The sequence below is a fragment of the Brevibacterium senegalense genome, from assembly GCF_000285835.1.
GTDB classification, from domain to species: Bacteria; Actinomycetota; Actinomycetes; order Actinomycetales; family Brevibacteriaceae; genus Brevibacterium; species Brevibacterium senegalense.
Map to the genome: position 1 here is coordinate 33,658 of NZ_HE978605.1, position 23,425 is coordinate 57,082.

21 protein-coding genes are annotated in these 23,425 nt (G+C 71.1%); 4 read left to right on the top strand and 17 right to left on the bottom strand.

The window, feature by feature from the left end:
* Window positions 1-8: 8 nt before the first annotated feature.
* The 5 genes from HGBR_RS18940 to HGBR_RS17550 all read right to left on the bottom strand — a co-directional run bounded on the left by HGBR_RS18940 (window position 9) and on the right by HGBR_RS17550 (window position 5,211).
* The gene (locus HGBR_RS18940; RefSeq protein ID WP_019159346.1) at window positions 9-1,376 is read right to left on the bottom strand and encodes a CaiB/BaiF CoA transferase family protein; all 1,368 of its coding nucleotides are present in this window, start codon (window positions 1,374-1,376) and stop codon (window positions 9-11) included.
* On the bottom strand, window positions 1,373-2,656 hold the full coding sequence (locus HGBR_RS10745; protein WP_019159347.1) for a TRAP transporter large permease: 1,284 nt from the start codon (window positions 2,654-2,656) through the stop codon (window positions 1,373-1,375). Before HGBR_RS10745 ends, HGBR_RS18940 begins: the two co-directional genes overlap by 4 nt.
* Window positions 2,653-3,258: a TRAP transporter small permease gene (locus HGBR_RS10750; RefSeq protein ID WP_019159348.1), complete on the bottom strand. Its 606-nt coding sequence runs from the start codon at window positions 3,256-3,258 to the stop codon at window positions 2,653-2,655. The genes HGBR_RS10745 and HGBR_RS10750 overlap by 4 nt, the downstream gene beginning before the upstream one ends.
* 3 nt (window positions 3,259-3,261) lie before the next feature.
* Window positions 3,262-4,272, bottom strand: coding sequence for a TRAP transporter substrate-binding protein (locus HGBR_RS10755; RefSeq protein ID WP_019159349.1), 1,011 nt, complete (start codon window positions 4,270-4,272; stop codon window positions 3,262-3,264).
* A 258-nt stretch (window positions 4,273-4,530) separates the two neighbouring features.
* A complete protein-coding gene (locus HGBR_RS17550; RefSeq protein ID WP_147522445.1) occupies window positions 4,531-5,211 on the bottom strand; it encodes a FadR/GntR family transcriptional regulator in 681 nt (226 codons plus the stop codon).
* A 134-nt stretch (window positions 5,212-5,345) separates the two neighbouring features.
* Between HGBR_RS17550 and HGBR_RS10765 the strand changes: the two genes are divergently transcribed.
* A complete protein-coding gene (locus HGBR_RS10765; protein WP_019159351.1) occupies window positions 5,346-6,512 on the top strand; it encodes an acyl-CoA dehydrogenase family protein in 1,167 nt (388 codons plus the stop codon).
* Window positions 6,513-6,590: 78 nt separating this feature from the next.
* Here HGBR_RS10765 and HGBR_RS10770 read toward each other — a convergent pair whose 3' ends face one another.
* A complete protein-coding gene (locus tag HGBR_RS10770) occupies window positions 6,591-6,839 on the bottom strand; it encodes a hypothetical protein (protein WP_019159352.1) in 249 nt (82 codons plus the stop codon).
* Between the two features lie 92 nt (window positions 6,840-6,931).
* Here HGBR_RS10770 and HGBR_RS10775 point away from each other — a divergent pair, with 92 nt between their 5' ends.
* On the top strand, window positions 6,932-7,807 hold the full coding sequence (locus HGBR_RS10775) for a hypothetical protein (protein WP_019159353.1): 876 nt from the start codon (window positions 6,932-6,934) through the stop codon (window positions 7,805-7,807).
* Between the two features lie 133 nt (window positions 7,808-7,940).
* Here the strand turns inward: HGBR_RS10775 and HGBR_RS10780 are convergent, their stop codons facing one another.
* The 10 genes from HGBR_RS10780 to HGBR_RS10825 form a co-directional block, all read right to left on the bottom strand.
* Window positions 7,941-8,855 (bottom strand): bifunctional methylenetetrahydrofolate dehydrogenase/methenyltetrahydrofolate cyclohydrolase, encoded by a 915-nt coding sequence (locus tag HGBR_RS10780; RefSeq protein WP_019159354.1) that lies wholly within the window; start codon window positions 8,853-8,855, stop codon window positions 7,941-7,943.
* Window positions 8,852-10,138 carry a serine hydroxymethyltransferase gene (glyA, locus tag HGBR_RS10785; protein ID WP_019159355.1) on the bottom strand — a complete coding sequence of 429 codons (1,287 nt, stop codon included), beginning with the start codon at window positions 10,136-10,138 and terminating at the stop codon, window positions 8,852-8,854. Before glyA ends, HGBR_RS10780 begins: the two co-directional genes overlap by 4 nt.
* A gap of 162 nt (window positions 10,139-10,300) precedes the next feature.
* On the bottom strand, window positions 10,301-11,287 hold the full coding sequence (locus HGBR_RS10790) for a CPBP family intramembrane glutamic endopeptidase (RefSeq protein WP_019159356.1): 987 nt from the start codon (window positions 11,285-11,287) through the stop codon (window positions 10,301-10,303).
* 120 nt (window positions 11,288-11,407) lie between these two features.
* A complete protein-coding gene (locus tag HGBR_RS10795; protein ID WP_019159357.1) occupies window positions 11,408-12,580 on the bottom strand; it encodes a phenylacetate--CoA ligase family protein in 1,173 nt (390 codons plus the stop codon).
* 14 nt (window positions 12,581-12,594) lie between these two features.
* Window positions 12,595-13,437 carry an ABC transporter ATP-binding protein gene (locus HGBR_RS10800; protein WP_019159358.1) on the bottom strand — a complete coding sequence of 281 codons (843 nt, stop codon included), beginning with the start codon at window positions 13,435-13,437 and terminating at the stop codon, window positions 12,595-12,597.
* Complete coding sequence (locus tag HGBR_RS10805) at window positions 13,434-14,627, bottom strand: ABC transporter substrate-binding protein (protein WP_019159359.1); 1,194 nt, start codon at window positions 14,625-14,627, stop codon at window positions 13,434-13,436. Before HGBR_RS10805 ends, HGBR_RS10800 begins: the two co-directional genes overlap by 4 nt.
* Before the next feature lie 93 nt (window positions 14,628-14,720).
* Window positions 14,721-15,782 carry a branched-chain amino acid ABC transporter permease gene (locus tag HGBR_RS10810; protein WP_147522446.1) on the bottom strand — a complete coding sequence of 354 codons (1,062 nt, stop codon included), beginning with the start codon at window positions 15,780-15,782 and terminating at the stop codon, window positions 14,721-14,723.
* 3 nt (window positions 15,783-15,785) lie between these two features.
* On the bottom strand, window positions 15,786-16,658 hold the full coding sequence (locus tag HGBR_RS10815; protein ID WP_019159361.1) for a branched-chain amino acid ABC transporter permease: 873 nt from the start codon (window positions 16,656-16,658) through the stop codon (window positions 15,786-15,788).
* Complete coding sequence (locus HGBR_RS10820) at window positions 16,655-18,706, bottom strand: AMP-binding protein (protein ID WP_019159362.1); 2,052 nt, start codon at window positions 18,704-18,706, stop codon at window positions 16,655-16,657. Before HGBR_RS10820 ends, HGBR_RS10815 begins: the two co-directional genes overlap by 4 nt.
* A complete protein-coding gene (locus HGBR_RS10825) occupies window positions 18,703-19,584 on the bottom strand; it encodes an ABC transporter ATP-binding protein (RefSeq protein WP_019159363.1) in 882 nt (293 codons plus the stop codon). The genes HGBR_RS10820 and HGBR_RS10825 overlap by 4 nt, the downstream gene beginning before the upstream one ends.
* A gap of 288 nt (window positions 19,585-19,872) precedes the next feature.
* Between HGBR_RS10825 and HGBR_RS10830 the strand changes: the two genes are divergently transcribed.
* Both HGBR_RS10830 and HGBR_RS10835 read left to right on the top strand, forming a co-directional pair.
* On the top strand, window positions 19,873-20,595 hold the full coding sequence (locus tag HGBR_RS10830; protein WP_019159364.1) for an IclR family transcriptional regulator: 723 nt from the start codon (window positions 19,873-19,875) through the stop codon (window positions 20,593-20,595).
* The gene (locus HGBR_RS10835; protein ID WP_019159365.1) at window positions 20,588-22,510 is read left to right on the top strand and encodes an acetate--CoA ligase; all 1,923 of its coding nucleotides are present in this window, start codon (window positions 20,588-20,590) and stop codon (window positions 22,508-22,510) included. Before HGBR_RS10830 ends, HGBR_RS10835 begins: the two co-directional genes overlap by 8 nt.
* Window positions 22,511-22,555: 45 nt before the next feature.
* On the opposite strand, the gene HGBR_RS10840 is transcribed toward HGBR_RS10835, so the two are convergent.
* A complete protein-coding gene (locus HGBR_RS10840; protein WP_019159366.1) occupies window positions 22,556-23,293 on the bottom strand; it encodes a LysE family translocator in 738 nt (245 codons plus the stop codon).
* Between the last annotated feature and the right edge of the window lie 132 nt (window positions 23,294-23,425).

Here is a 23,425-nt window from a genome sequence, read left to right on the forward strand (position 1 = left end):
ACCGGACCCTATCCGCCCGGACGGTCGACCGCGGAGTCCGCCGCACCCGCAGACCCCGCCCCGGCCTCGGCGGCACCGGTCGCCCCCGGCACCGGCCCGTCGGCCGCAGATCCGGCCCCGGCCTCGGTGTCCGCCGTCGGCGAGGGGTCCAGACCCAGCATCCGCAGGATCTCCGCGCGGTCCGTGTCCGCCGGCGCCGTGTCGACCGGGCCGGGCCTCGCGTGGCCGTGGAACTCCGCGGGACCGGAGACGTGGAGCCAGCCGCCCTCCGCCCGGTGCTGCGCCCGGGTGAGGACGGGCCGCCGCGTCAGGTACGGGTCGTCGGCGAGGTCGTCGATGCGGGTGACCCGGTGGACGGGGATGCCGGCCGCGGCGCACTCGGCCTCGATCGTCGCGCAGGTCCGCGGCGCGATGTACTCCGCCAGGATCCGCTCGTAGAGGGCCGGTGCCCCGCTGCGCGCGCGGCTCGTCGCGACCCGTTCGTCCGTCACGTAGTCCGGCCGATCGATGAGCGCGCAGAACCGCCGCCAGTTCGCATCGGTGTACGGCATGACGCAGACCCACCCGTCCTGCGCGGGATGCGGGCGGTGCTCCGGCGCCAGCACCCGCGACCAGCCCACGGGGCCGGCGGGCGGGTCGAAGGTGATCCCGCCCATGTGCTCGACGAGGATGAAGGCCGCCATCGTGTCGACCATGGGCACGTCCACCCACGTCCCCTCCCCGTCGGCGTTCCGCGCGTGGAGTGCGGCGAGCGCGGACTGCGCCATCGTCATCCCGCACACCTTGTCCGCGACGACGTAGGGCGAGTACCGGGGCTCGCCGTCCCGCAGTCGGTACGTGTCCGCCACGCCCGAGGCCGCCTGGACGATGTCGTCGTACGCGGGCTCATCGCCGCGCGGGGAGGTCGTCGCGAACCCCTGCCCGGTCACGAGGATCGCCCGCGGGTTCACCGCGTGCACATGGTCCCAGTCGAGGCCGAAGTCCCGTCTGCGGGTCGGGAGCGTGTTCGTGAGGACGAGGTCCGCCCACCCCACCAGTGCGTCCAGGTGGGCCCTGCCCTCCTCCGTGCGGGCGTCGACCACGATGCTGCGTTTGCCCGCGTTGAGGTTCATCGACAGCGCGGCGGTGCCCTCCGGGCCCAGCAGACCGGAGCGTCTGCCGATGTCGCCGCCCGGCGGCTCCGCCCGGATGACGTCCGCTCCCAGGTCCCGCAGGATCTTCCCGGCGTACGGCGCCATGATGACAGTGCCCACCTCCAGGACGCGGACCCCGTCCAGGGGTGCGGCGCGACCCGGTGCGCGAGCCGCCTGGTCCGCCTGTGCCGCCTGGTTTGCCTGTGCTGCCTGTGCCGCCTGTGCTGCCGTCACGTCGCTCATCCGTCCATCAGCTCCGGGATGAAGAGCGCCAGCTGAGGGAAGACGAACACGAGCACGACGACGATGAGCATGCCCACGATGAACGGGACCGCACCCAGGAACACGGTCTCCAGCGGGATGCGGCTGGCACGTGCCGTCACGAAGGCGTTGAGGCCCAGCGGCGGGGTGACGAGGCCGATCTCCGCCACGAGGATGACGACGATGCCGAACCAGATGGGGTCGTATCCCAGTGCCTCGACCAGCGGGAGGGTCACCGGGACCGTCAGGGCGATGATGGCCATCTGGTCCATGAAGAATCCCAGGACCAGGTACACGGCGGCGATCCCCAGCATGATGACGACGGAGGGGACCTCCCACGCGCTCACGGCGTCCACCACCGAGGGCGTCACCCGGCTCTCCGCCAGGAAGTGCCCGAACACGTGGGCGCCCACGATGATGAACATGATCATGACGCTGCTGGTGACCGTCCCGGTGATCGCGTCGCGGATGTTCGCCCACGACGCCTTCCCGTACGCGATCATGAGGCCCAGGGCGCCCAGGGCGCCCACCGCCGCGGCCTCGGTCGCGGTCGTGATGCCGAAGAAGACGGCGCCCACGACGAGGATGAAGAGGACGCCGATGGGCAGCAGGCCGGTCACGGCCCGCAGCTTCTGCGCGAACGCGAACGCCTCGCCCGCCGGTGCCTGACCGCGCAGTGCCTGGACGTAGACGACCGTGCAGAGCGCCGCGGCCATGAGGATGCCCGGCACCAGACCCGCCAGCAGCGTCTGGCCCACGCTCGTCTCCGCCGTGATCGCGTAGAAGATGAGCAGGATGGACGGCGGGATCATCGCGGCGAGCGTGCCGGCGCTCGCGACCGCGCCCGTCGCCAGGCGCGGCGAGTAGCCCTGGCGGACCATCTCGCCGGTCGACGTGTGCGCCAGCGTCGCGGCCGCCGCGGTCGACGAGCCGGAGACGGATGCGAAGCCCGCACCGGCCAGAACCGCGGCGATGCCCGTCCCGCCGCGCACGCGGCCCACCAGGACGCGCGCGCTCTCGAACAGGGAGCCCAGTGCTCCGCTGGCCAGCACGAAGTGGGCCATGAGGATGAAGAGCGGGATCGCGGCCAACGAGTACTTGCCGGACGCCGTGATGGGAATGACCTGGACGACCGCGAAGGCCGCATCCCGCCCGTCCACGGCGACCATGCCCACGAGGCCCGCGATGAGGATCGCGAACGCGATCGGCACCCGCAGGAGGATGAGCACCAGCAGCAGCGCGGTGATGGCGAGGACGATCATGGCTGGTGTCCTTCCGCTGCGTCCTCGATCTCGCCGTCGCGCAGGAAGCGCGGTGCGTCGATGAGGGCGACGAGGAGGAGGCCCAGGCCTCCCAGGGGCTGGAGCGCGAGCCAGATCCACGTGGGAATGGGCACCTCGGCGGAGCCCGGGGGCGGCGCATCGCCCAGGATCGCGGCCTGGACGGCTCCGTTCAGGCCAGCGGCGAACAGGAGCGCCGCCCCGACCAGCACGCAGAGGAACGCGATGATCCGGGCGAAGCGCTGCCAGCCGGCGGACAGACGGGAGTATAGCATGCCGGCACTCACGTGGCCCGCGCACACGTACATCCACGGCAGGGCCAGGAAGACCATGCCGGGCATGAGGAGGCGCTCGACGGCGCTCACGTTCCAGCCCAGGGGCGCGTTCAGCAGATAGCGCGAGCCCGCCTCCACGAGCATGACGACGAACATCGCGACGACTGCGAGGCCCGCCGCAGTCGCACTCACGGTGCCGATCCCGCGGACCGCCGGGTGCAGGTGCTCCCGTGCCGCCGGGGACGCCGCCTCCGTCGGATCGACTGCCGCCGTCTCCGGTGCTGACGGGTTCGGGGGTTCCGTGCTCATGCCTCAGCCCTCCTCATCCGTGGTCGTCTGCGCCGTGGTCGACGCGTCCGCCTCGTCGACGCCCTCGTCCTGGTGCCGGGCGAGCGCGTCCTCGTAGGCGGTGAGGATCTCCGTGCCCGGGCGGCCCGCGTCGTCGAAGCCCTTCGCCCACTGCTCGCGCATCGGGTCCAGAGCCGTCGCGAACTCCGCCTTCTGCTCCTCGGTGAGCTCCGTGAACTCGACCCCGGCGTCGCGCATGAGCTGCTCGGAGGCGGGATTATCCTCCATGATGCCCGCGCACAGGCGGTCCGTCGCCGCCTCCGTCGCGGTCGTGATCCGCTCCTGCTGAGCGGGACTCAGGTCCTGCCAGGCCTCCTCCGCGATGACGTACGGGACCGCGAACGAGCCCATGTTCGCTCCCTTCGTGGAGTGGTGGAGCACCTCCTCGAGGCGGTAGGGGGTGACGCTCGCGAACGGGAACGAGATCCCGTCGACCGTGCTCCGCGACAGCGCCTCGTAGGCGTCCGCCGCGGTCATGCTGACGGGTGCGCCGCCCAGCGCCTCGATGTTCGCGTCCATCGCGCCCCCGGACGACCGGATCGTGAGGCCGGGGACGTCCTGGGGCGACGTGACCGGGGTGGACACCGTCATGATCTCGTAGCTGGGGATGACGGCGACGAAGAGCGGCCGGAGTCCGCGCGGCTCGTACTCCTCCTGGTAGAGGATCCCGTCCTCGGACAGCACATCCGTGTACGCGGCCGCCGCGACGCAGGAGTCCTCCTCGAGGCCCGGCAGATCCGTGACGCTCGACAGGGGCAGCTGGTCCGCCAGGTAGGCCGGCGCGGCCGGGGTGATCTCGAGGGATCCCGCCTGCGCCAGGTTCACGATGTCGCGCGCGCTGCCCAGCTGGCCCGAGGGGTAGTACTCGATCCCCACCTCCCCGTCTCCGGGTGCCGTGACGTCGTCGATGAAGCCGGACACGCCGTACCGGGCGAACATGTGGGTCGTGGCGTAGCTGTCCGCGAGCTTGAGCACGGGCGTATCCGACGCGTCGCCGGAGCACGCGGACAGCGCCGTGAGTCCCGCGACGGCGCAGGCTGCGCCCCACGCACGGGCCGCCGGTCGTCTGCGCCTACGGCACGGTGGACCTGCGCGGTGGTCGTCGTCGACCATGGATGCCTACCTCCGTTGGTATATGCGAACTGTGATTCGCAAGCACGAATCACAGGAGGAGCACAGACATCCGCGCGTCAACCCCGTCCGCGCCTCCCACCTGCCGGGACGCGCCAGGGGTCAACGCTGCGGGGCGGCACACAGCACGTCGACGTGCGCCCGCAGGTGGCTGCGCATGAGCGCCTCCGCCGCGGCCGCGTCACCCGCGTCCAGCGCCGTGAGGATCCGCTCGTGGACGTGGATCGTCTCGTGCATCTCGCGCTCGCGGATGCGGGCCGGGTCGTCCGTGACGCTGCGGATGGGCGCGATGAGCCCCCGGATGAGCGCCGCCAGGACCTCGTTGCCGCTGCCTTCCGCGATGAGGACGTGGAAGCGCGCGTTCGCCTCGAAGAACTCTTCCCGCCGCTGCGCCCGCGCCATCGACGACTGGAGCAGCCGCAGGTCAGAGAGATGATCGCGCGTGATCCGCCGCGCCGCCAGCCCGGCGCAGGCGGGCTCGATCGACAGCCGCGCCTCCGCCAGGTCGACGGCGGGGAAGCCCGCCATGCCGATCCCGCGCTGCAGGGCCGCGGTCACCTGGGCCGCCCCGGGCTCCCCGACGAACGTCCCGCCGCCGCGTCCCACCCGACGGTCGACCAGCCCCTCCGCTTCCAAGAGGGCGAGCGCGCCGCGCACGGTCGTCCGGCTCACGCCCAGCGACTGCGCCAGGTCCCGCTCCGGCGGCAGCGGGTCTCCCACTGTCAGGTCGCCACTCAGCATCCGGTCGCGCAGTCCCTGCGCCACCTGCTCCGCTCCGCTCACGGCACCGCCCCTTCCCGATCCGCTTCAATGGTAGTACCTTTGAGCCTGGATGATCCGCCGCAATCCACCACGGCACGGCGGCGCATGATGCACACGGACACCGCCGTCCCCGGCGGCGACAGGAGGTTCACCCCATGGAGTTCGGACTGACGGAGGAGCAGGTCGAGCTGCGGTCCGCGGCACAGGACATCGTCTCCGCCTTCGACGACGAGTACTGGGCGCAGAAGGACCTCGCCAAGGAGTTCCCCACGGAGTTCTACGACCACCTCGCCTCCCACGGCTGGCTGGGCATCACGACACCGGAGCAGTACGGGGGCGGCGGCATGGGCATCACGGAGGCGACCCTCCTCCTCGAGGCGATCGCGGCCGGCGGCGGGGCGATGAATGCCGCCAGCTCCGTCCACATGACGATCTTCGGGATGCACCCGGTCATCGTCCACGGCTCCGACGAGCTCAAGCAGGAGAACCTGCCGCGGGTGGCCTCCGGCGACCTGCACGTGTGCTTCGGGGTGACGGAGCCGGACGCGGGCCTGGACACGACCCGCATCACGACGACCGCGACCCGGCGCGGGACGGACTACGTGGTCCGCGGCCGGAAGGTGTGGATCTCGAAGGCGCTGGAGTCGGAGAGGATCCTGCTCCTGACCCGGACCACGCCCCGCAGCGAGGTCGAGAAGCCCACGGACGGGCTCACGCTCTTCTTCACGGACCTGGACCGCAGCCGCGTCGACATCCGCCCCATCCGCAAGATCGGCCGCAACGCGGTCTCCTCGAACGAACTCGTCATCGACGACCTCGTCGTCCCGGAGGCGCACCGTGTGGGCGAGGAGGGGAAGGGCTTCTCCTACATCCTCGACGGTCTCAACCCGGAGCGGATGCTCATCGCGGCGGAGGCACTGGGCATCGGTCGCGCAGCACTGGCGAAGGCGACCGCCTACGCGAAGGACCGCGTCGTGTTCGACCGCGCGATCGGCATGAACCAGGGGATCCAGTTTCCGTTGGCGGATTCACTGGCCAAGCTGGACGCGGCGGAGCTGGCGCTGCGGCACGCCACGTGGACCTATGATCAGGGTCTGCCCAGCGGCCGAACCGCGAACACCGCGAAGTACCTGTGCGCCGAGGCCGGGTACGAGGCCGCCGACCGCGCCGTGCAGACGCACGGCGGGATGGGCTACTCCGAGGAGTACCACGTGGGCCGCTACCTGCGGGAGGTGCGGCTCATGCGCATCGCCCCCGTCAGCCAGGAGATGGTGCTCAACTACCTGGGCACGAAGGCCCTGGGCCTCCCCCGCTCGTACTGAGGAGAGACGTCCCCCGGACGAGGCCCGGGCCCGTGCAACGGGCCCGGGCCTCGTCGCGGGACGGCCGGGCCGAGCGCCTCACCCCCGTGCCGGGACGGAACCGCCCTTCCGCTGTCCCGCGGACACGCCCCACGTCACCCCGGTGAAGGTCATGCCACCGGCCACCAGGCCGAGGACCACCAGCCAGTGCATCGTCGTCTCGATCCCCGCCCCGAAGATCGTGAAGCACACGAATCCGATGAGGGCCGTGATGCCCACGGCGATGCCGGCGGAGATCGCCGAGCGGTAGAAGTTGTCCTGGACGTCCGACTGTGTCTGCTGAGCCATGATGCGCCTCCGCATTCGAACCGATGTGACACTTCGCACACTAGGATCGAGAGCAGCACGCAGGACAGTTCCTCCCGGATCGGAGTGCAGACGTGGCAGACCACCCCCGGTACCGGCTCACACGCGGGGCCTTCGACATCATCTCCGCCTTCGGCTCGCTGCGCGCGGCGGCGCTTCCGGGTCCCGTCATCACCGCGGTCCTGGGCCTGCAGGGCCACCAGCCGTCCGCGGTGCGCAATCAGGTCACCCGCCTGGTGCAGAGAGGAATGCTCCGCCGGACGAAGGCGGGCACGACCTCGGTCTACTCCTTGGACGAGGCCATGCAGCACCGCTTCGACATGCTGTCCGCGGACGCCGCCGCACCCCCGTTCACCGGGCGGTTCGAAGGGCTCGTCTTCGCCGTGCCGGAGACGCAGCGCTCGCTGCGGGACCGCATCCTCTACGTCGCGCGCTTCGCCGGGTACCGCCCGCTGCGGCCGGGGGTTCTCATCGGCTTCGCAGACGCGACGGACACCCTCGTCGCAGCACTCGCGACGGAGCTGGAGGAGGCCGGCGGCCCCCGCGCCAGCGCCGCCGGGGACGGGCTGCTGTGGGAGCGCTGCGACCTGGTCCCCGCCGACCTCGCCCAGGCCCGCCGGTGGACGGACATCGCCTTCGACGTCCGCGGCCTGCACATGCAGCTGAGCGAGATCGAGGAGCTGGCCCGCCGTGCCCCGGAGCTCGCCGTCGACCACGTGTCCTACTACGACACGTTCTTCGACGTCTCCCAGCGGGTCATGGACTTCCCCTCGCTGCCGGTCGAGCTGACGCCCGGCCTGCGCGGCAACGAGCGCATCGGGGCGGCCATGGGCGCCCTCATCGGCCTGTTCGTCGAGCGCTTCGCCGCCGAGGTCGTCGAGACCGCCCTGGCACAGCCCAGTGCCGCTCTCATCGAGTTCCTGCCCGACGCCGTGTGGGCACCGCGCTGACCCACTCGCGGCTCACGCCGAACCGACCCCGCTGCCGACCCGCGCTGGCCCGCCCGCACGGCCCTTCCCCGCAGACGACGACGGCCGCCCCATCGCAGAGGGTGGGGCGGCCGTCAACGTGGTCCGGGGTCCGTCAGCCGGCCTGCGCCGCCTGCCGCTCCGCGATCTGCACGACGTTGACGAGCAGCATCGCCCGGGTCATGGGGCCCACGCCGCCGGGGTTGGGCGTGAACGCGGAGGCCTTCTCCCGGGCCGCCGCGTCGATGTCGCCCACCACCTTAGACTTCCCCGTCTCCGGGTCCGTCTCACGGGAGACGCCCACGTCCACGAGGATCGCACCGTCCTTGACCATGTCCGCCGTCACCATGCCCGCCTGTCCGGCGGCCGCCACGATGACGTCCGCCTGGGAGACGAGTGCCGGCAGGTCCTGCGTCCCGGTGTGCGTGAGGGTGACGGTCGCGTTCACGGACTTGCGGGTCAGCAGCAGACCGATGGGCCGGCCCACCGTCACGCCGCGGCCCAGGACGACGACGTGCTTGCCGTTCAGGTCGATGTCGTACCGCGACAGGAGCTCGACGATGCCCGCGGGGGTGCAGGGCAGCGGCGTGTCGATGTCCTCCTTGACCCGCAGGACCAGGTTGCCCAGGTTCTGCGGGTGCAGTCCGTCCGCGTCCTTCGCGGGATCGATGAGGCTGAGGATCCGGTTCTCGTCGATGCCCTTCGGCAGCGGCAGCTGCACGATGTAGCCCGTGCACTCCGGGTTCTCGTTGAGGCGGCGGACCGCCGCCTCGATCTCCTCCTGCGTCGCCGTCTCCGGCAGGTCCTCGCGGATCGATGCGATGCCGATCTCCGCGCAGTCCCGGTGCTTGCCCGCGACGTACCACTGCGAGCCCGGGTCCTCGCCCACCAGCAGGGTGCCCAGCCCCGCGGTCACTCCGCGGGAGGCGAGCGCCTCGACGCGCTGCGCCAGCTCGCTCTTGATCGTCGCGGCCGTCGCGGTGCCGCTGAGCTTGAGCGGACCGTCCGTCTGCGTCTCCGTGGTCGTCATGAGTACTGCACCAGGTCCTCGTAGAGCGGGAAGTCCTCCGCAAGCTTGTCCACGCGGGCGCGCAGCGCGTCGATGTCCGCACCGGGCTTGAGCGCCTGGGCGATGATGTCGGACACCTCCGTGAACTCCTCGTCGCCGAACCCGCGGGAGGCGAGCGCGGGCGTGCCGATGCGCAGACCGGAGGTCGTCATGGGCGGCAGCGGGTCGAACGGGACGGAGTTGCGGTTGACCGTGATGCCCACCTCGTGGAGGAGGTCCTCGCCCTGCTGACCGTTCAGGTGCGAGTTCCGCAGGTCCACCAGCACCAGGTGGACGTCCGTGCCGCCGGTCAGGACCTGGACGCCGGCGTCGACGACGTCCTGCTCCTGCAGGCGCTCGGCCAGGATGCTGGCACCGCGCAGCGTGCGCTCCTGCTTCTCCTTGAACTCCGCCTGCGCCGCGAGCTTGAACGCGACCGCCTTGGCCGCGACGACGTGCATGAGCGGGCCGCCCTGCTGGCCGGGGAACACCGCGGAGTTGATCTTCTTCGCGTTCGCCTCGTCCTTCGACAGGATGAAGCCGGAGCGGGGGCCGCCGATCGTCTTGTGGACCGTCGAGGACACGACGTCCGCCAGCGGGACGGGGTTGGGGTGCAGCCCTGCCGCGACGAGTCCTGCGAAGTGGGCCATGTCGACCCAGAGGGTCGCGCCCACCTCGTCCGCGATCGACCGGAACGCCTCGAAGTCCAGCTGACGGGGGTAGGCGGACCAGCCGGCGACGATGACGGTGGGCTGGGCCTCCAGCGCGCGCTGGCGGACGACGTCCATGTCGATCCGGTGCGTCTGGGGGTCGACCTCGTAGGACGAGATGTCGTAGAGGCGACCGGAGAAGTTGATCTTCATGCCGTGCGTCAGGTGGCCGCCGTGCGCCAGGTCCAGACCCAGCAGGCGGTCGCCCGCGCGCGCGAACGCGTGCATGACCGCGGCGTTCGCCTGGGCGCCGGAGTGGGGCTGCACGTTCGCGTACTGCGCGCCGAACAGGGACTTCGCCCGCTCGATCGCCAGATTCTCCGCCACGTCGACGAACTCGCAGCCGCCGTAGTAGCGGCGGCCCGGATAGCCCTCCGCGTACTTGTTGGTGAGGACGGAGCCCTGCGCCTCCAGCACGGCCTTCGGCACGAAGTTCTCCGAGGCGATCATCTCGAGGGTGCCGCGCTGACGGCTCAGCTCCTGATCGAGGACCTGCGCGATCTCTGGATCGACGGCTGCGAGACCTGCATTCATCGAGGACGGGACATCGGTCATCTGGGGTGCTCCTCACCGGGGAATGAGACTGCCGCGGACGCGGTCCACGTCAGACTAACAGCGGTGCCCCGCCGCGGTCCCGTACGGTCCGCTGTCCGGTCGACGGCGGCGTCGACCGGACAGCGGTTCCGACCGCGGAGCGCGTCGCGGACACGGGGCCGATCAGCCGGCGTGCGCGTCCTCGGAGGGTGCCAGCGCCATCGCCGCACTCAGCATGAGCACGCCGCCCAGCAGTGTGATCGTCCACAGCGCCGCCGGGTCGATCGCCGCGGCGTTCTGCGCGAGCGTCAGCGCCGTGACCGGTACGGCGTGGGCGAGGGCGGCCGGCCACACGCTGCCCTGCCGGGCGGTGAGCGCGCTGAGGAAGAGGCTCAGCGGGATGAGTCCCGCGGTCGTCGCGGCCGCGTGGGCGAGCGACAGGTCGCCCTGCAGCACGTAGGTGAGGTGCAGCGGCACGTGGAACACCGCCCAGACGAGCGCGATGAGGAAGGACCTGCGCCAGAAGGTCCCGCCCAGCAGCTGCGGCAGGTGCGACCTCCACACGACCTCCTCGCCCAGTGTGCTGAGGGCCAGCACCGGGATGAGCGGGAGCATGAGCGTCAGCCCCAGGGCGACGTCGCCCCACGGCTGCACCGTCATGGCGCCCACCGTGTCGGACAGTGCGGCGGTCATGACCGCGACGACGAGGACGACCGCGATGCCGGCCAGACTCAGCAGGGCCGCCCGCGTCCGCGCACCGCGCCCGCGGCCCAGGCCCCACGCGGGCACCAGCACGTCGCGCACACCCCGGGTGCGGCGCAGCGCCGGCCACAGCACGACCAGGGACACGAGGGCGGGCAGCCACCGGCCGGCGACGACCACCCATGTGGGGACGGAGACCCCGGCGACCAGGAACGCGCCGCACACGGCGGTGAGGAGGAGCAGCGGTGCTCCCGCCAGCAGGAGGATGCTGCGCGAGGTCGCGGCCGGATCGGCCGCGTTCGTCGCAGCATCCGCCGCCGCGGCCGCGGCCGCCGGCGCTGTGTGAGGAGCGCCGGCAGAGAATCGAGGGTCCGAGGAGGGAAGGGCGTCGGAGGAGCTGGAGGGAACGTCGGAGGGGACGGAGGAATCTGCGGGCGGACGGGCGGGCGAGGCGGGGGCTGCTGTCATGCTCCCCACAGTAGGAACGGGGACAGGTGCCCCTCACTGGTGACGACCGCACTCACCACGGGGGTTTTCCCCCGCTCTCGCCCAGCCCGCACCCAGACTCGACCCCGGGTGCACCCGGACTCAGTCCCAGCTGCGCCGATCGTCGATCGGCTCGGCCTGGTCCACCTGCGCGACGGGGCGCACCTCGGCCCGGAACCGCAGCGCGGACCGGATCCCCTCCGCGGCCCGGGCCACGACGGCGGCCTCGTCCGCACCTGCGGCGACCACGACCTCGGCGACGACGGTGTCCTTGTGGTCCTCCCGGTCGATGACGAAGCGCAGCCCGTCGATGCCCGGGATCTGCGAGGCCGCGGCCCGCACCTGGGCGGGGTGCAGGAACATGCCGCGCACCTTGACCGCCTGCCCCGTCCGCCCCAGGACGCCCGCCAGCCGCTGGCCGCCGGACCCGCCCGGACCGCCGTCCGGCACCCAGGCGGACAGGTCGCCGGTGCCGAAGCGGATGAGCGGTGCGGACTCCCGCAGGATCGTCACGACGACCTCGCCGGGGCCCTCGTCCAGCGGGGTGCCGTCCGCGATGTCGCACACCTCGACGGTGATGCCGGCGGCGGTCACCAGCCCCGGCCCGGTACCGTCCTCGAAGGCGATGAGACCGGCCTCGGCGGTGCCGTACGCCATCCGGACGCGCAGCCCCCACGACTCGAGCTCCTGCCGCAGACTGTCCGGCAGCGGCTCCGCCGTCACGACCGCCCACTGCAGCGGCAGGGACTCCGCTGTCCCGCCGTCCGCCGCGTGCAGGTCCAGCAGCGCCTTGAGGTAGCTGGGCAGACCCACGTAGCCGCGGATCCCCAGGTCGCGGATCGCCTGCACCTGCAGCTGCTGGTTGCCGATCCCCGCCGGCAGGACCGTGCCGCCGGCGGCGATGACGCCCTCGTCGAACATCGCACCGGCCGGCGACAGGTGATAGCCGAAGCAGTTGAGGACGATGTCGCCGGGGGTCAGCCCCGCCGCCTCGAGCGCCTCGCGCCACCGCCACGGGTCCTCCCCCGCCGGCTGCGCCTCGTAGATGGGGCCCGGCGACTGGAACACCCGGCGGGGCGTCTCCCCGCTCAGGACGTGCGCCCGGGCCGCCACCATCTCGTCCTTGCTCTGCACCCGCACCGCGGACAGTGCCCCGGCCTCCGTCACCGAGGCCGCCTCCAGTCCCGCGTCCGCCAGCCGCTCCCGCAGGGCCGGGTCCCGCTCCGCCGCTGCCTGCACGAGGCGGGAGACGTCCGTGTCGTGTCCTCCACCCATAGTGGTCTCCCCCGTCACAGCCAGCGCTTCCGGCGCCTGTAGTGCTTGACATCCCGGTAGCTGCGGGTGCCCGAATCGCCCCCGACGCCCAGGTAGAACTCCTTGACGTCCGGGTTGTCCGCCAGTGCAGCCGCGGAGTCCTCGAGCATGATCCGCCCCTGCTCCATGATGTAGCCGTGATGGGCCACGGACAGGGCGGTGCGCGCGTTCTGCTCGATCACCAGCACCGTGAGACCGGTGTCCGCGTTGAGCCTGGCGATCGTCTCGAAGATCTCCTCGACCAGCAGCGGAGCCAGTCCCAGCGACGGCTCGTCGAGCATGAGCAGCTCCGGCTGCGCCATGAGCGCCCGCCCGATCGCCAGCATCTGCTGCTCGCCGCCGGACAGGAACCCGGCGGTGCGGCCGCGCATGTCCGCCAGCTTGGGGAAGAACTCGTACACGAAGTCCAGCGTGGACGCGGACTCCCGGGCCTTCGTGTAGCCCCCGGCGAGCAGGTTGTCGCCCACCGTCAGGTGCGGGAACACGTGCCGGCCCTCCATGCAGAGGCTCAGCCCGCGCTTGACCCGCTCCGGCGCGTCCATCGTCGTGATGTCCTCGCCCTTGAAGGTGATGCGACCGCCGGTCACCTCGCCCTGCTCGCTGGGCAGCAGGCCCGAGGCCGCCTTGAGCGTCGTGGACTTCCCGGCTCCGTTGGAGCCCAGGAGGGCGACGATCTGCCCCTGGGGGACCTCCAGCGAGAGGCCGCGCAGCACGAGGATCACCTCGTCGTAGATGACCTCGATGTTATTGATCGACAGGAGCGGCGGCTGCGCCGGGGGCGGTCCCGCCCCCGGTGCCGCCTGGGGAGCCGCGGTCACGGGTTCACCGCCTCCTCGAGCACGACCAGCTGCCCGTCCTTCACCTCGTAAAGGCCGGACGTCGTCGAGCCGCGGTGGCTGTCCGCGCTGAACTCCACGGTGCCGTCGCCGATGACGCCACCGGTGTCGATCGGCCCCATCGTCTCGAGCGACTCGCGGATCGCCGCACCGGTGAGGTCCTCGCCAGCGGCCAGCGTGTGGCGGATGCCCTCTGCCATGACGTGCATCGCGTACCAGCCCTGCACGAAGCTGACGGTCACGTCAGCCGGGTCGGTGCCCTGCTCCTCGAGGTAGGCCAGCAGCTCCTCGTGGCCGGGACGCTCCGTGGACACCGGGGCGATCGGCTGGACCATGACGTGGCCCTCCGCCGCATCCCCGGCAGCGGTGACGAACAGCTCGTTGCCGCACCAGTTGAGGCAGACGATCGTCTGGTCGCCGCCCTGCGCGGCCAGGTCGCGGGCCAGCTGCGCGGCCGGGCTCGCCACGTTCTGGATGATGATGTACTCCGCATCGTCCACCTGGCTCAGGAGGCCCGCGAAGTTCGTCGTGCCGGACGGCATCGCGTGGGAGCTGTAGTCGATCGCCAGTCCCTGCTCCTCGACCCACTCCTCGCCGTCGCCCACCGGGGACGTGCCGAACGGGGAGTCGTGGTGGAGTGCTGCGACGCCCACCTCCTCACCGTCGGACTGCTCCGCGATCCAGTTGAGGGCGGCGCGAATCTGATCGGAGTAGGTCGCTGCGACGAGGAAGTTGTAGGGCGAGTCCTCCGGGTCCGTCAGCTCCTCGGAGAAGGAGCCGGACATGAAGGGCAGCTCGTCGTTCGCGACCCGGGTGCGCAGGGCCTCGGTGTCGCCCGTGCCCCAGCCCTGGATCGCGACGACCTCGTCGTTGACGTACCGGCGGTACAGCTCCTCCGCCTGCGGGACCTCGTAGGCGTAGTCGTTGGAGATCGCGTCGATCTCACGGCCCTCGATGCCGCCGTCCGCGTTCACGTGCTCGACGAAGGCGAGCATCCCCTCGTTGTACGGGGTGCCCACGTCGCCGGTGGCGCCGGACAGGTCCGCGATGACGCCGATCGGGATCGGCTCGTCGGAGTCTGCGCTGGCGGCTCCTCCCCCGCCGCACGCGGCGAGGGTCATGGCGGCGACGGCTGCGAGGGCGGCGGCAGAGAGGTGGCGAGAGTGCTTCATTGCGGTCTCCTTGTGCGGGGAGGGACGGGTCCGCCCCTCCGGGGTGGTGTGGTGCGGGTCGTTCGGGACGTGCGGGTCAGTCAGTGCTGCGGGTCAGTAGCGGAAGGGCCAGAAGCCGAACCAGTCCTTGAGGCGCTGCCAGATCCGGTTGAGGCCGCGCGGCTCGAAGATGAGGAAGATGATGATCGTGAGGCCGAAGACCCCGTGTTCCACGGCCGGGAGCTGGTTCTTGACGATCGGCACCGCACCGCCCACCACGTCCGCGAAGCTGCGGACGATGACCGGCAGGAGGGTCATGAAGACCGCGCCGTAGACGGCACCGGCGACCGACCCCAGACCGCCCACGATGATCATCGCGAGGTAGAGGATCGACACGTCGATCGTGAACTTCTCCCAGGACAGGATCTCCGTGTAGTGGGCCAGGAGTGCGCCGGCCAGACCCACGTACCCGTTCGACACGGCGAACGCGGTGAGCTTCGCGCGGGTGAGGTTGACGCCCATCGCGGAGGCGGCGATGTCCTGATCGCGGACCGCCATGAAAGAGCGCCCCATGCCGGTGCGGAACAGGTTCGTCGCCGTGAGCGCCGCCACCACCGTGATGACCAGCAGGATCATGTACCACTGCTGCTCGAAGCTCGACCGGTCCAGACGGAACCCGAAGACCTCCAGGCGGGCGACGTCCAGGAATCCCTGACCCTCCGTGAGAAAGCCCCAGCGCCTCACGATGAAGAGGATGACCATCTGCGAGGCGAGCGTCGCGATCGCCAGGTAGAGGCCTTTGAGGCGCAGCGCGGGCAGGCCCACGATGACGCCCACCGCGGCGGTCAGGAGGACCGCGCCCACGATCGACACCGGCGCCGGCATCCCCAGCCTGTCCGTGAGGATCGCGGAGGTGAACGCCCCCACCGCCAGGAAGCCGCCCTGGCCCAGTGAGATCTGTCCCGTGTACCCCACGAGGATGTTGAGGCCGATCGCGCCGATCGCCGCGATCATCGCGGTGTTGGCCAGCGACAGCCAGTAGTTGTCGAGGAGGAGCGGGAGGACGAGGACGATGACGGCCAGGACGGCCATCCGGATGAACTGGGGGCGCGTGTGCCACAGTCGGAGCTCTGACCTGTAGCTCGTGTGGTGACGCCCGGTCTCCACTGCTGTCATGGCTCAGACCCTTTCGATCCGCTTCTCGCCGAACACCCCGTAGGGGCGGACGAGGAGCACGAGGACGAGGACGATGTAGGGGACGATCTCCGCCAGGCCCGGATCCATGTAGCCGGACACGAACTGGGTGACGAGGCCGATCGTGAGTCCGCCCACGATCGTGCCGGGCACGGAGTCCAGTCCGCCCATGATGACGACGGGGAACACGAGCAGACCGAAGTTCACGATGTTCATCTCGACGGTCGTCACGTCCGCCAGCGTCACGCCCGCGATGAGCGCGGACACGGCGGCCAGCGCCCAGGACAGGGCGAACACGCGGCGGACGGAGATGCCCACCGTCATCGCGGCCTGCTGGTCGTCCGCCACGGCGCGCATCGCGACGCCGTGCCGGGACTTCTGGAAGAACCACGTGAGGAGGACGAGGACGACGGCGCAGATGACGATCGCCCACAGCCGGTTGACCGGCACGCTGCCGCCCAGGATGGAGACGGAGCCGCGCGGCAGGATGGGCGGCATGGACCGCGGATTGGTGCCGAAGAACATCTGGACGATCGCGCTCAGCACGCTCGCCAGCCCGATCGTCACCATGATGATCGAGATGTGGCTCTGCCCCACCATGGGCCTGAGGATGAAGCGCTCGACGACGACGCCCACGATGACCGCGACCAGCACGCCCACCAGCAGCGCCAGGACGATCGGCAGCTGCATGACGACGAACGCGGTGTAGAAGGAGTAGGCGCCGATCAGCAGGAACTCGCCCTGCGCGAAATTGATGACGCCGGTCGCCTTGTAGATGAGCACGAAGCCCAGCGCGGCGAGCGCCAGGATCGCACCCTCGGACAGGCCGATGATGAGAAGGGTGACGAACGTGCTCATGCGCGACCACTCCAGACCTTGCGACGGGCGGCACCCGCGGGCGGGGCGACATCGGCCAGGTCGATGTTGCGCAGCGGGATGCTGCGCTGGGCGACCGTGCCGTCCTGATACGTGATGCTCGAGGTGATGGTGACGCCCTCCCGGCCCGCTGCCAGTGCTTCGATGATGGGGGCGTACCGCTGCCCGACCACGTTCCGCCGGACCTTGCGCGTGCGCGTGATCTCGTCGTCGTCCGGGTCGAACTGCTTGTGCAGGAGCACGAACCTGCGGATGCGGATCCGCTCCATGAGGTCCTGGTTCGCCGTCGCGATGTCCGCGGCGACGAGGTCCTGGACCTCCGGCTTCGAAGCGAGGTCCGTGTAGGTCGTGAACGCGAGCCGCGAGTGCTCCGCCCACGCCCCCACCGTCGCGGGGTCGATCGTGATGATCGCGCACAGGGGGCTGTCCGTGTCCGTCGCGTCCGCGCCCTCCAGAGTGGGGCCGGAGAAGACGACGGCCTCCTCGACGTACGGGGAGAACTTCAGCTTGTTCTCGATGAACGCGTGGGAGTACATCGTCCCGTCCTCCGCGAACACGACGTCCTTGAGCCGGTCGACGACGACCAGCTGTCCGGAGGAGTCGAGGTAGCCCGCGTCGCCCGTGCGCAGCCAGCCGTCCGGGGTGACGGTCTTCGCCGTCTCCTCGTCGTTGCGGTGGTACCCGCGGAACACCGCCGAGGACCGCAGCAGGATCTCCTGCCGGTCGCCGAACCGCAGCTCCGTCGCCGGCAGCGGGACACCCACGGAGTCGAAAGAGATCTCCCCGTCGCGGTGAAGGACGGCAATGCCGCAGATCTCCGTCTGCCCGTAGATCTGCTTGAGGTTGACGCCGATCGCGTGGAAGAAGCGGAACACGTCCGGCCCCAGCGGCGCACCGCCGGTGTAGCCCCGCTTGATCCGGGTGAGTCCCAGCTGCTCGCGGACGGGGCGCGTCGCCACGAGGTCCGCGAGGAGGCCCGCCGCCCGCAGTCCGACACCGGGGTTGCGCCCCTCGTTGCGCGCCGCCGCGATGCGGTCCATGACGGAGTAGCCCCAGCCGAAGATCGCGCGCTTGACGGGACCGGCCTCGTCGATCCGCACCTGCACCTCCGTCAGCAGGGACTCCCAGATGCGCGGGGGCGCGAACATGACGTCCGGCCCGATCTCGCGCAGGTCGGAGCGCTGTGTGGAGGAATCCTCCGGGAACGACACCGTGAAGCCCGCATGCAGTCCGCTGGCGACGGCCAGCATCTGCTCGCCGATCCACGCGAACGGGAGGGTGGACACGTAGCGGAACCGAGGCGTGATCGGATCGATCTCCGTGAGCCGCGCGGCCATCGACAGGAGGTTCGCGTGCGACAGCTCTGCGAGCTTGGGCAGCGAGGTCGTGCCGGACGTCGTGCAGATGACGGCCAGGTCGTCCGGACTGCTCGCCTCGATCTGCTCCTCCAGCCAGGCCCCCCGGGTATCGACGGCCTGCCTGCCCGTGTCCTCAACGGCGGTGAACTCGCTGAGCATCGGATGGTCGTACTGCTCCAGGCCGTGCGGATCGTAGTAGACGATGTGCTCGACGACCAGGCGCTCGTCCGCGCCCGGATCGATCGCCAGCAGCTTGTCGACCTGCTCCTGGTCCTCCGCGACGACCACCCGGGCCCGCGCGACCGCCAGCACGTGGGTGAGCTCCGCGCCGATCGAGGTGGGGTAGATGCCCACGACGGCCGCGCCCAGGGACTGCGCGGCGAGCTCCGCGATGAGCCACTCCGGCCGGTTGTCCCCCAGCACCGCGACGATGTCGCCGCGCTCCACGCCCATCTCCGCCAGTCCCAGCGCGAAATCGCGGACCCGGTCCCGGTAGGTGGCCCAGGTCGTGGGCATCCAGATTCCGTAGCGCTTCTCCTGCATCGCGACCGCGTCCGGGGTCGTGGCGGCGTGCGCGCGCAGCAGCTGCGGCATCGTCCGAGTGATGTCGTGGCCCGGTCGGTCGATCGCGACGGCACGGCCGGCGCCGGCGGCGGGACCCTGTGCGCTCACGACGCGACCCCCGCACCCAGGTAGGCCTCGATGACCCGCGGGTTGTCCATGACCTCGCGCGGCGTCCCGTCGCCGATCACGCGGCCGAAGTCCAGCACCGTCACCCGGTTCGAGATGTCCATGACGACGTTCATGTCGTGCTCGATGAGGACGATCGAGACACCGGCCAGCTCGTGGACGTCCAGGACGTACCGGGCCAGATCCTCCTTCTCCTCCGCGTTCATGCCCGCCATCGGCTCGTCCAGCAGGAGCAGGGACGGCTGCATCGCCAGTGCGCGGCCCAACTCGACGCGCTTCTGGATGCCGTACGACAGCATGCCGACGGGCTTCTGGCGGTGCGCCTGCAGCTTGAGCAGGTCGATGACCTCCTCGACGATCTCGCGGTGCGCGATCTCCTGGCGGCGGGCGGGACCGAACCACAGCATGGAGGTGAGCACGTTGTGCTTCATGTGGACGTGGCGGCCCAGCATCATGTTCTCCAGCACCGTCAGCTGGTCGAAGAGCTCGATGTTCTGGAAGCTGCGGGCCACACCCAGCCGCGCGACGCGGTTGGGCGGGAGGCTCGTGAGTGCGCGCTCGCGAACGTCCAGGTCCGCCACGTCCGCCACTGCCGTGCCCGAGGCCGCGCCCGGGTCCGCTGCCAGCCCACCTCCGCGGGCCACGTCGTCGGCGACGTAGCGGAGGACCACGGATCCGGAGGTGGGCCGGTAGAGGCCGGAGATGCAGTTGAGGAGCGACGACTTGCCGGCGCCGTTGGGACCGATGATCGCGTGGATGGTCCCGGACTCGACCGTCATGTTCACATCCGCCAGGGCCGTGACGCCGCCGAACCTGAGGGTGAGGTCGTCGACCTGCAGCAGCGGCTGCCCGGGCGGCATCGAACTCCCGTTGAGTGAGTGCCTGTATGCGCGTGTTCGCACTTGATCTGCTCCTCGAAGTGGTCGTCGAGGCGCTGGGGAGCATCCTCGCTTCCGGAAGTGACGGGTGTCACGTCATGCGATCAGAGTACGTTTCCACTATGCTGAATGCAATACCTGCTTTCGCGAAACTCAGTTCCATACCGACACGAGGTGCCGGATACCAGAGTGATGTGAGAGCCTCGGTGCAGTGCAGGCCGCAGCGACGCCCCGTTCCTGCGGCGGACGGACGACGGACGGTGGTGTGCGGTGATCGATGGAGGCGCCCCCAAGGGTGGGCTCGGAACGATCCGCAACGCCACCCTGCTCATGGACCTGCTGGCACGGAGCCCCCACCTCCACCAGCTCACGGACCTGGCCCAGCAGTCGGGCATGACCGTGCCCACGGTCCATCGGCTGCTGCGGTCCCTCGTCCACGCGGAGTACGCCGTCCAGGACCCCGCGACCTCCCGCTACGGCCTGGGGCCGGCCGTCATGCGCCTGGCGGTGCATCGCATGTCCGGCAGTCCGATCCTCTCCGCGCTCAATCCGTTCATGATCGGCCTGCGCGACCAGCTGCAGGCGACGATCGGCGTGCACGTGCTCATCCACGGGGAGGCGGTCTGCATCGACCAGGTCGAGGCGCAGGACCGCGGTCCGTTCCGCCGCCCCCTCCACGCCGCGTGCGCCCTGGACTCCGCGGCCGGGCGCATCCTCGCCGCACACGCGGACGACGAGGAGTGGGAGCGGGTCGCCGCCGCGCGTCCGGACCTGCACGGGCAGCGCGAGGAGTGGCGCAGCGCCCCCCACGTCGTCTACGAATCGACGGACCCCACGGCACCGGACGAGGTCGCCGTGCCCGTCGCCGCGGCGGACGGGACCGTGGTCGCCGCGCTCACGGCGGATCTGCAGCCGGCCTCGGACCCGCAGGTCGTCGCCGCCGCCCTGCTGCGCACGGCCGTCTCCGGAGGAAGGAGCATCCCCCATGCCTGAGTCCGCACCCTCCTGGCTCCAGCGACTGGCCCACGAGGTGCAGCGCGAGTGGGAGACCGTCGTCGACGCACTGGACTGGGAGACCGCGCCCCGTGCCGTCTGGGAGCCGCCCCCGGCACCGGGGTCCCCGGGCACCTGGTGCCCCGGCGGCTCGATCGACGTCGCGAGTAATCTGGTCCACCGGCACGCGGAGGCCCACGGCGACCGCGTCGCGATCCGCTGGGAGGGAGAGCCGGGCGACCGCAGCAGCCTCACGTACGCGCAGCTGTCGCACGAGGTCGACCGCGCCGTGCGCGCGCTGCGCGGACTGGGCGTGGGCTCGCAGGACGTCGTCGCACTCCACACGGGGTGGCTCCCGGAGACGGTCGTGACGATGATCGCGTGCATGAGCATCGGCGCCTCGTGGTCGATGCTGCCGGTCTCCCTCCCGTCGGAGGCGCTGGGACTGCGGATCGAGCAGCTGGCCCCCACCGTCCTCCTCACGCAGGACGGCGCGTGGCGCCGCGGTGCCGTCCTGCCCCTCAAGGCCCGTGCGGACGAAGCGCTGGCCAGCACCTCCAGTGTCGAGACGACCGTCGTCATCCGTCGCACCGGCATGGACGTCGCGTGGTTCCACGGAGACGTCTGGTACTCCGACCTGCTGGATTCGACCGATCCCCTGGCCCCGGTCGCATCGACGGCGCTGCCTCCCGATCACGTGCTCTGCACCCGGCAGCAGGCGTCCGGCGCGCCCACCGCCCGGCTCACCCAGCACACGGTCGCGGGCGTCCTCCTGCAGTCGGCCGCCGTGCACGCGACGGTGCGGTCCGGACCGGTGTTCTGGTGCGCCGCGGACGTGTCGTGGGCCGTCTCCACCTGGCACGGCCTCATCGGCCCCCTCCTGTCCGGCGACACCGTCGTCGTCTACGAGGGCACCCTCGATGTCCCGGACCACCAGCGGACGCTCGACATCGTCGAGCGCTACGGCGTCTCCACGCTGGTGACCTCGCCGTCCGTCATGCGCACGCTGCGCGACTGGCGGATCGAGGAGTCCATCGCCGCCCGCGGCGCCTCACTCACGCGCCTCATGACGGCCGGCGAGCCGGTGGAGCCCGGGCTGCGCGATTGGATGGAGCGGACCTTCGCGGCCGTCGACTGCGCGATCGCGGACGGGTGGGGGCAGGTCGAGCTGACCGGGATCGTCCTGGTGACCGGCACGTCGCCGCGACTGGACTCCGCACGCGTCGTCGCCCACGCACTGCCCCGGGACGCACTCGGCCACGACGACCGGCCCGCGGACAAACCGGCCGCGGACACGCAGGCCTGGGGCACGCACACCGCGGACGGCTCCAGCGCACAGGGGTCCACCGCCGCCCGCAGGCCGGTGGGCCCCGGAGGGTCCGGCCAGGTCGTCCTCCAGCTGCCCACCCCCGGATCGATCAACCTGACGGAGCACCTCGACCGGGCGTGGGAGACAGGGGCCGCGGAGGCACTCGTCGTGACGGAGGACGTCGTCGCCATCGACCCGGACGGCACTCCGCACTTCCGGGGACGCGCGGACGGGGTCGTCTCCGTGTCCGGTCAGCTCATCTCGCTGTCCGCCGTCGAGCGGGCGCTCGAGGAGCACCCGTTCGTCACGCGGGCGCTGGCGCTGCGCGCCCACCGCGAGAATTCCGGCAGCACGATCGTCGCATGCGTCGTCATCGACGGCGAGCCCAGCGACGCGGTCGCCCGCGACCTCATCGCGACGGTGAACGCGGAACTGGGCGGCCTGGCCCGCCCCCGGATGATCGTCTTCGTCGACCGCGTGGCTCCGCCGCTGGAGCGCACCGTGCTGGCACAGGCGCTCACCTCGCTCATTCCCTCGCGGACGGTCTGGACCGCGCGCGGCTGGGATGAGATCCGCGCGGCCGTGCGGACGACCCGCTCCGACTGAGACTCGGAGGAGGACGGCTCAGACTAGGAGAAGGGCGCCCGATCCTCAGAGGAGGACGAGCGAGACGCCCAGCAGGATGAGCATCCCGCCGGCCACGGTGTCGACGACCAGCGGCCCGCGGCCCCTCGTGAGGTGGCGACCCACCCGGCGCGCGACGACGGACAGCAGCACCCCGTAGACGAACATGCACGCGGCGACGGTCGCCAGGAGCAGGACGTGGTCGACGAACCCCGGGGACGCGGGCAGGAACGGCGGCAGCAGTGCCAGGAAGAAGAGACCCGTCTTGGGGTTCGTGAGCGAGGAGATGATGCCCGTCCGGAAGACGACCGGCAGACGGGTGACCGAGGGCACGACCACGGGTGCCTCGACGCGCGTCGCGGACTGGGACCGGACCGCGGTGGCGACGGGGGACGCAGTGCCGACCGGGGCCTCGGGAGCGGTGTCATCCGGCGTCGTCACGGCGACCCGCCGGCGGCCGCCGGTCGTCCCGCGCAGGGCGGCGCGCACGTGCAGGAGTGCGGTGGCGCCCAGGTAGACGAGGAAGGCACCGCCCACCCATGTGAGGACGACGCGGATGTCCGGGAAGCGCTGCAGCAGGGCGGCCACGCCCGTGAGCGCCAGGATCGCCCACACGAGCGTGCCCAGCGCAGCGGCGACGGAGTAGACCACGCCGGCCTTCAGCTGGTGGGCGGCGAAGCGCAGCGTGAGGAACGTGTCCGGCCCCGGGGTGAGGACGAGGATCGCGACCGCGCCCAGGAAGGCGATGAACTCGGCGCCGGTCACGCGTGCACCTGCCGGCGCGGGGTCCGGCGCTGCCGGCACCCATCGTGCGGGGTCCACCCCTGCGGGGTCGCTCCCTGCGGGGCCGCCTCGATCCTCTGCATCCATCGCCTCCGTCCGACGCTGCACGGGCAC

Excerpts from the sequence above, each read along its gene's own strand:
- HGBR_RS10815 (WP_019159361.1), bottom strand. The coding sequence starts at position 16,658 with ATGAGCACGTTCGTCACCCTTCTCATCATCGGCCTGTCCGAGGGTGCG.
- HGBR_RS10745 (WP_019159347.1), bottom strand. The coding sequence starts at position 2,656 with ATGATCGTCCTCGCCATCACCGCGCTGCTGCTGGTGCTCATCCTCCTG.
- HGBR_RS10765 (WP_019159351.1), top strand. The coding sequence starts at position 5,346 with ATGGAGTTCGGACTGACGGAGGAGCAGGTCGAGCTGCGGTCCGCGGCA.
- HGBR_RS10805 (WP_019159359.1), bottom strand. The coding sequence starts at position 14,627 with ATGAAGCACTCTCGCCACCTCTCTGCCGCCGCCCTCGCAGCCGTCGCC.
- HGBR_RS10825 (WP_019159363.1), bottom strand. The coding sequence starts at position 19,584 with ATGCCGCCCGGGCAGCCGCTGCTGCAGGTCGACGACCTCACCCTCAGG.
- HGBR_RS10810 (WP_147522446.1), bottom strand. The coding sequence starts at position 15,782 with ATGACAGCAGTGGAGACCGGGCGTCACCACACGAGCTACAGGTCAGAG.
- HGBR_RS10780 (WP_019159354.1), bottom strand. The coding sequence starts at position 8,855 with ATGACGACCACGGAGACGCAGACGGACGGTCCGCTCAAGCTCAGCGGC.
- HGBR_RS18940 (WP_019159346.1), bottom strand. The coding sequence starts at position 1,376 with ATGAGCGACGTGACGGCAGCACAGGCGGCACAGGCAGCACAGGCAAAC.
- HGBR_RS10770 (WP_019159352.1), bottom strand. The coding sequence starts at position 6,839 with ATGGCTCAGCAGACACAGTCGGACGTCCAGGACAACTTCTACCGCTCG.
- glyA (WP_019159355.1), bottom strand. The coding sequence starts at position 10,138 with ATGACCGATGTCCCGTCCTCGATGAATGCAGGTCTCGCAGCCGTCGAT.
- HGBR_RS10790 (WP_019159356.1), bottom strand. The coding sequence starts at position 11,287 with ATGACAGCAGCCCCCGCCTCGCCCGCCCGTCCGCCCGCAGATTCCTCC.
- HGBR_RS10835 (WP_019159365.1), top strand. The coding sequence starts at position 20,588 with ATGCCTGAGTCCGCACCCTCCTGGCTCCAGCGACTGGCCCACGAGGTG.
- HGBR_RS10795 (WP_019159357.1), bottom strand. The coding sequence starts at position 12,580 with ATGGGTGGAGGACACGACACGGACGTCTCCCGCCTCGTGCAGGCAGCG.
- HGBR_RS10750 (WP_019159348.1), bottom strand. The coding sequence starts at position 3,258 with ATGAGCACGGAACCCCCGAACCCGTCAGCACCGGAGACGGCGGCAGTC.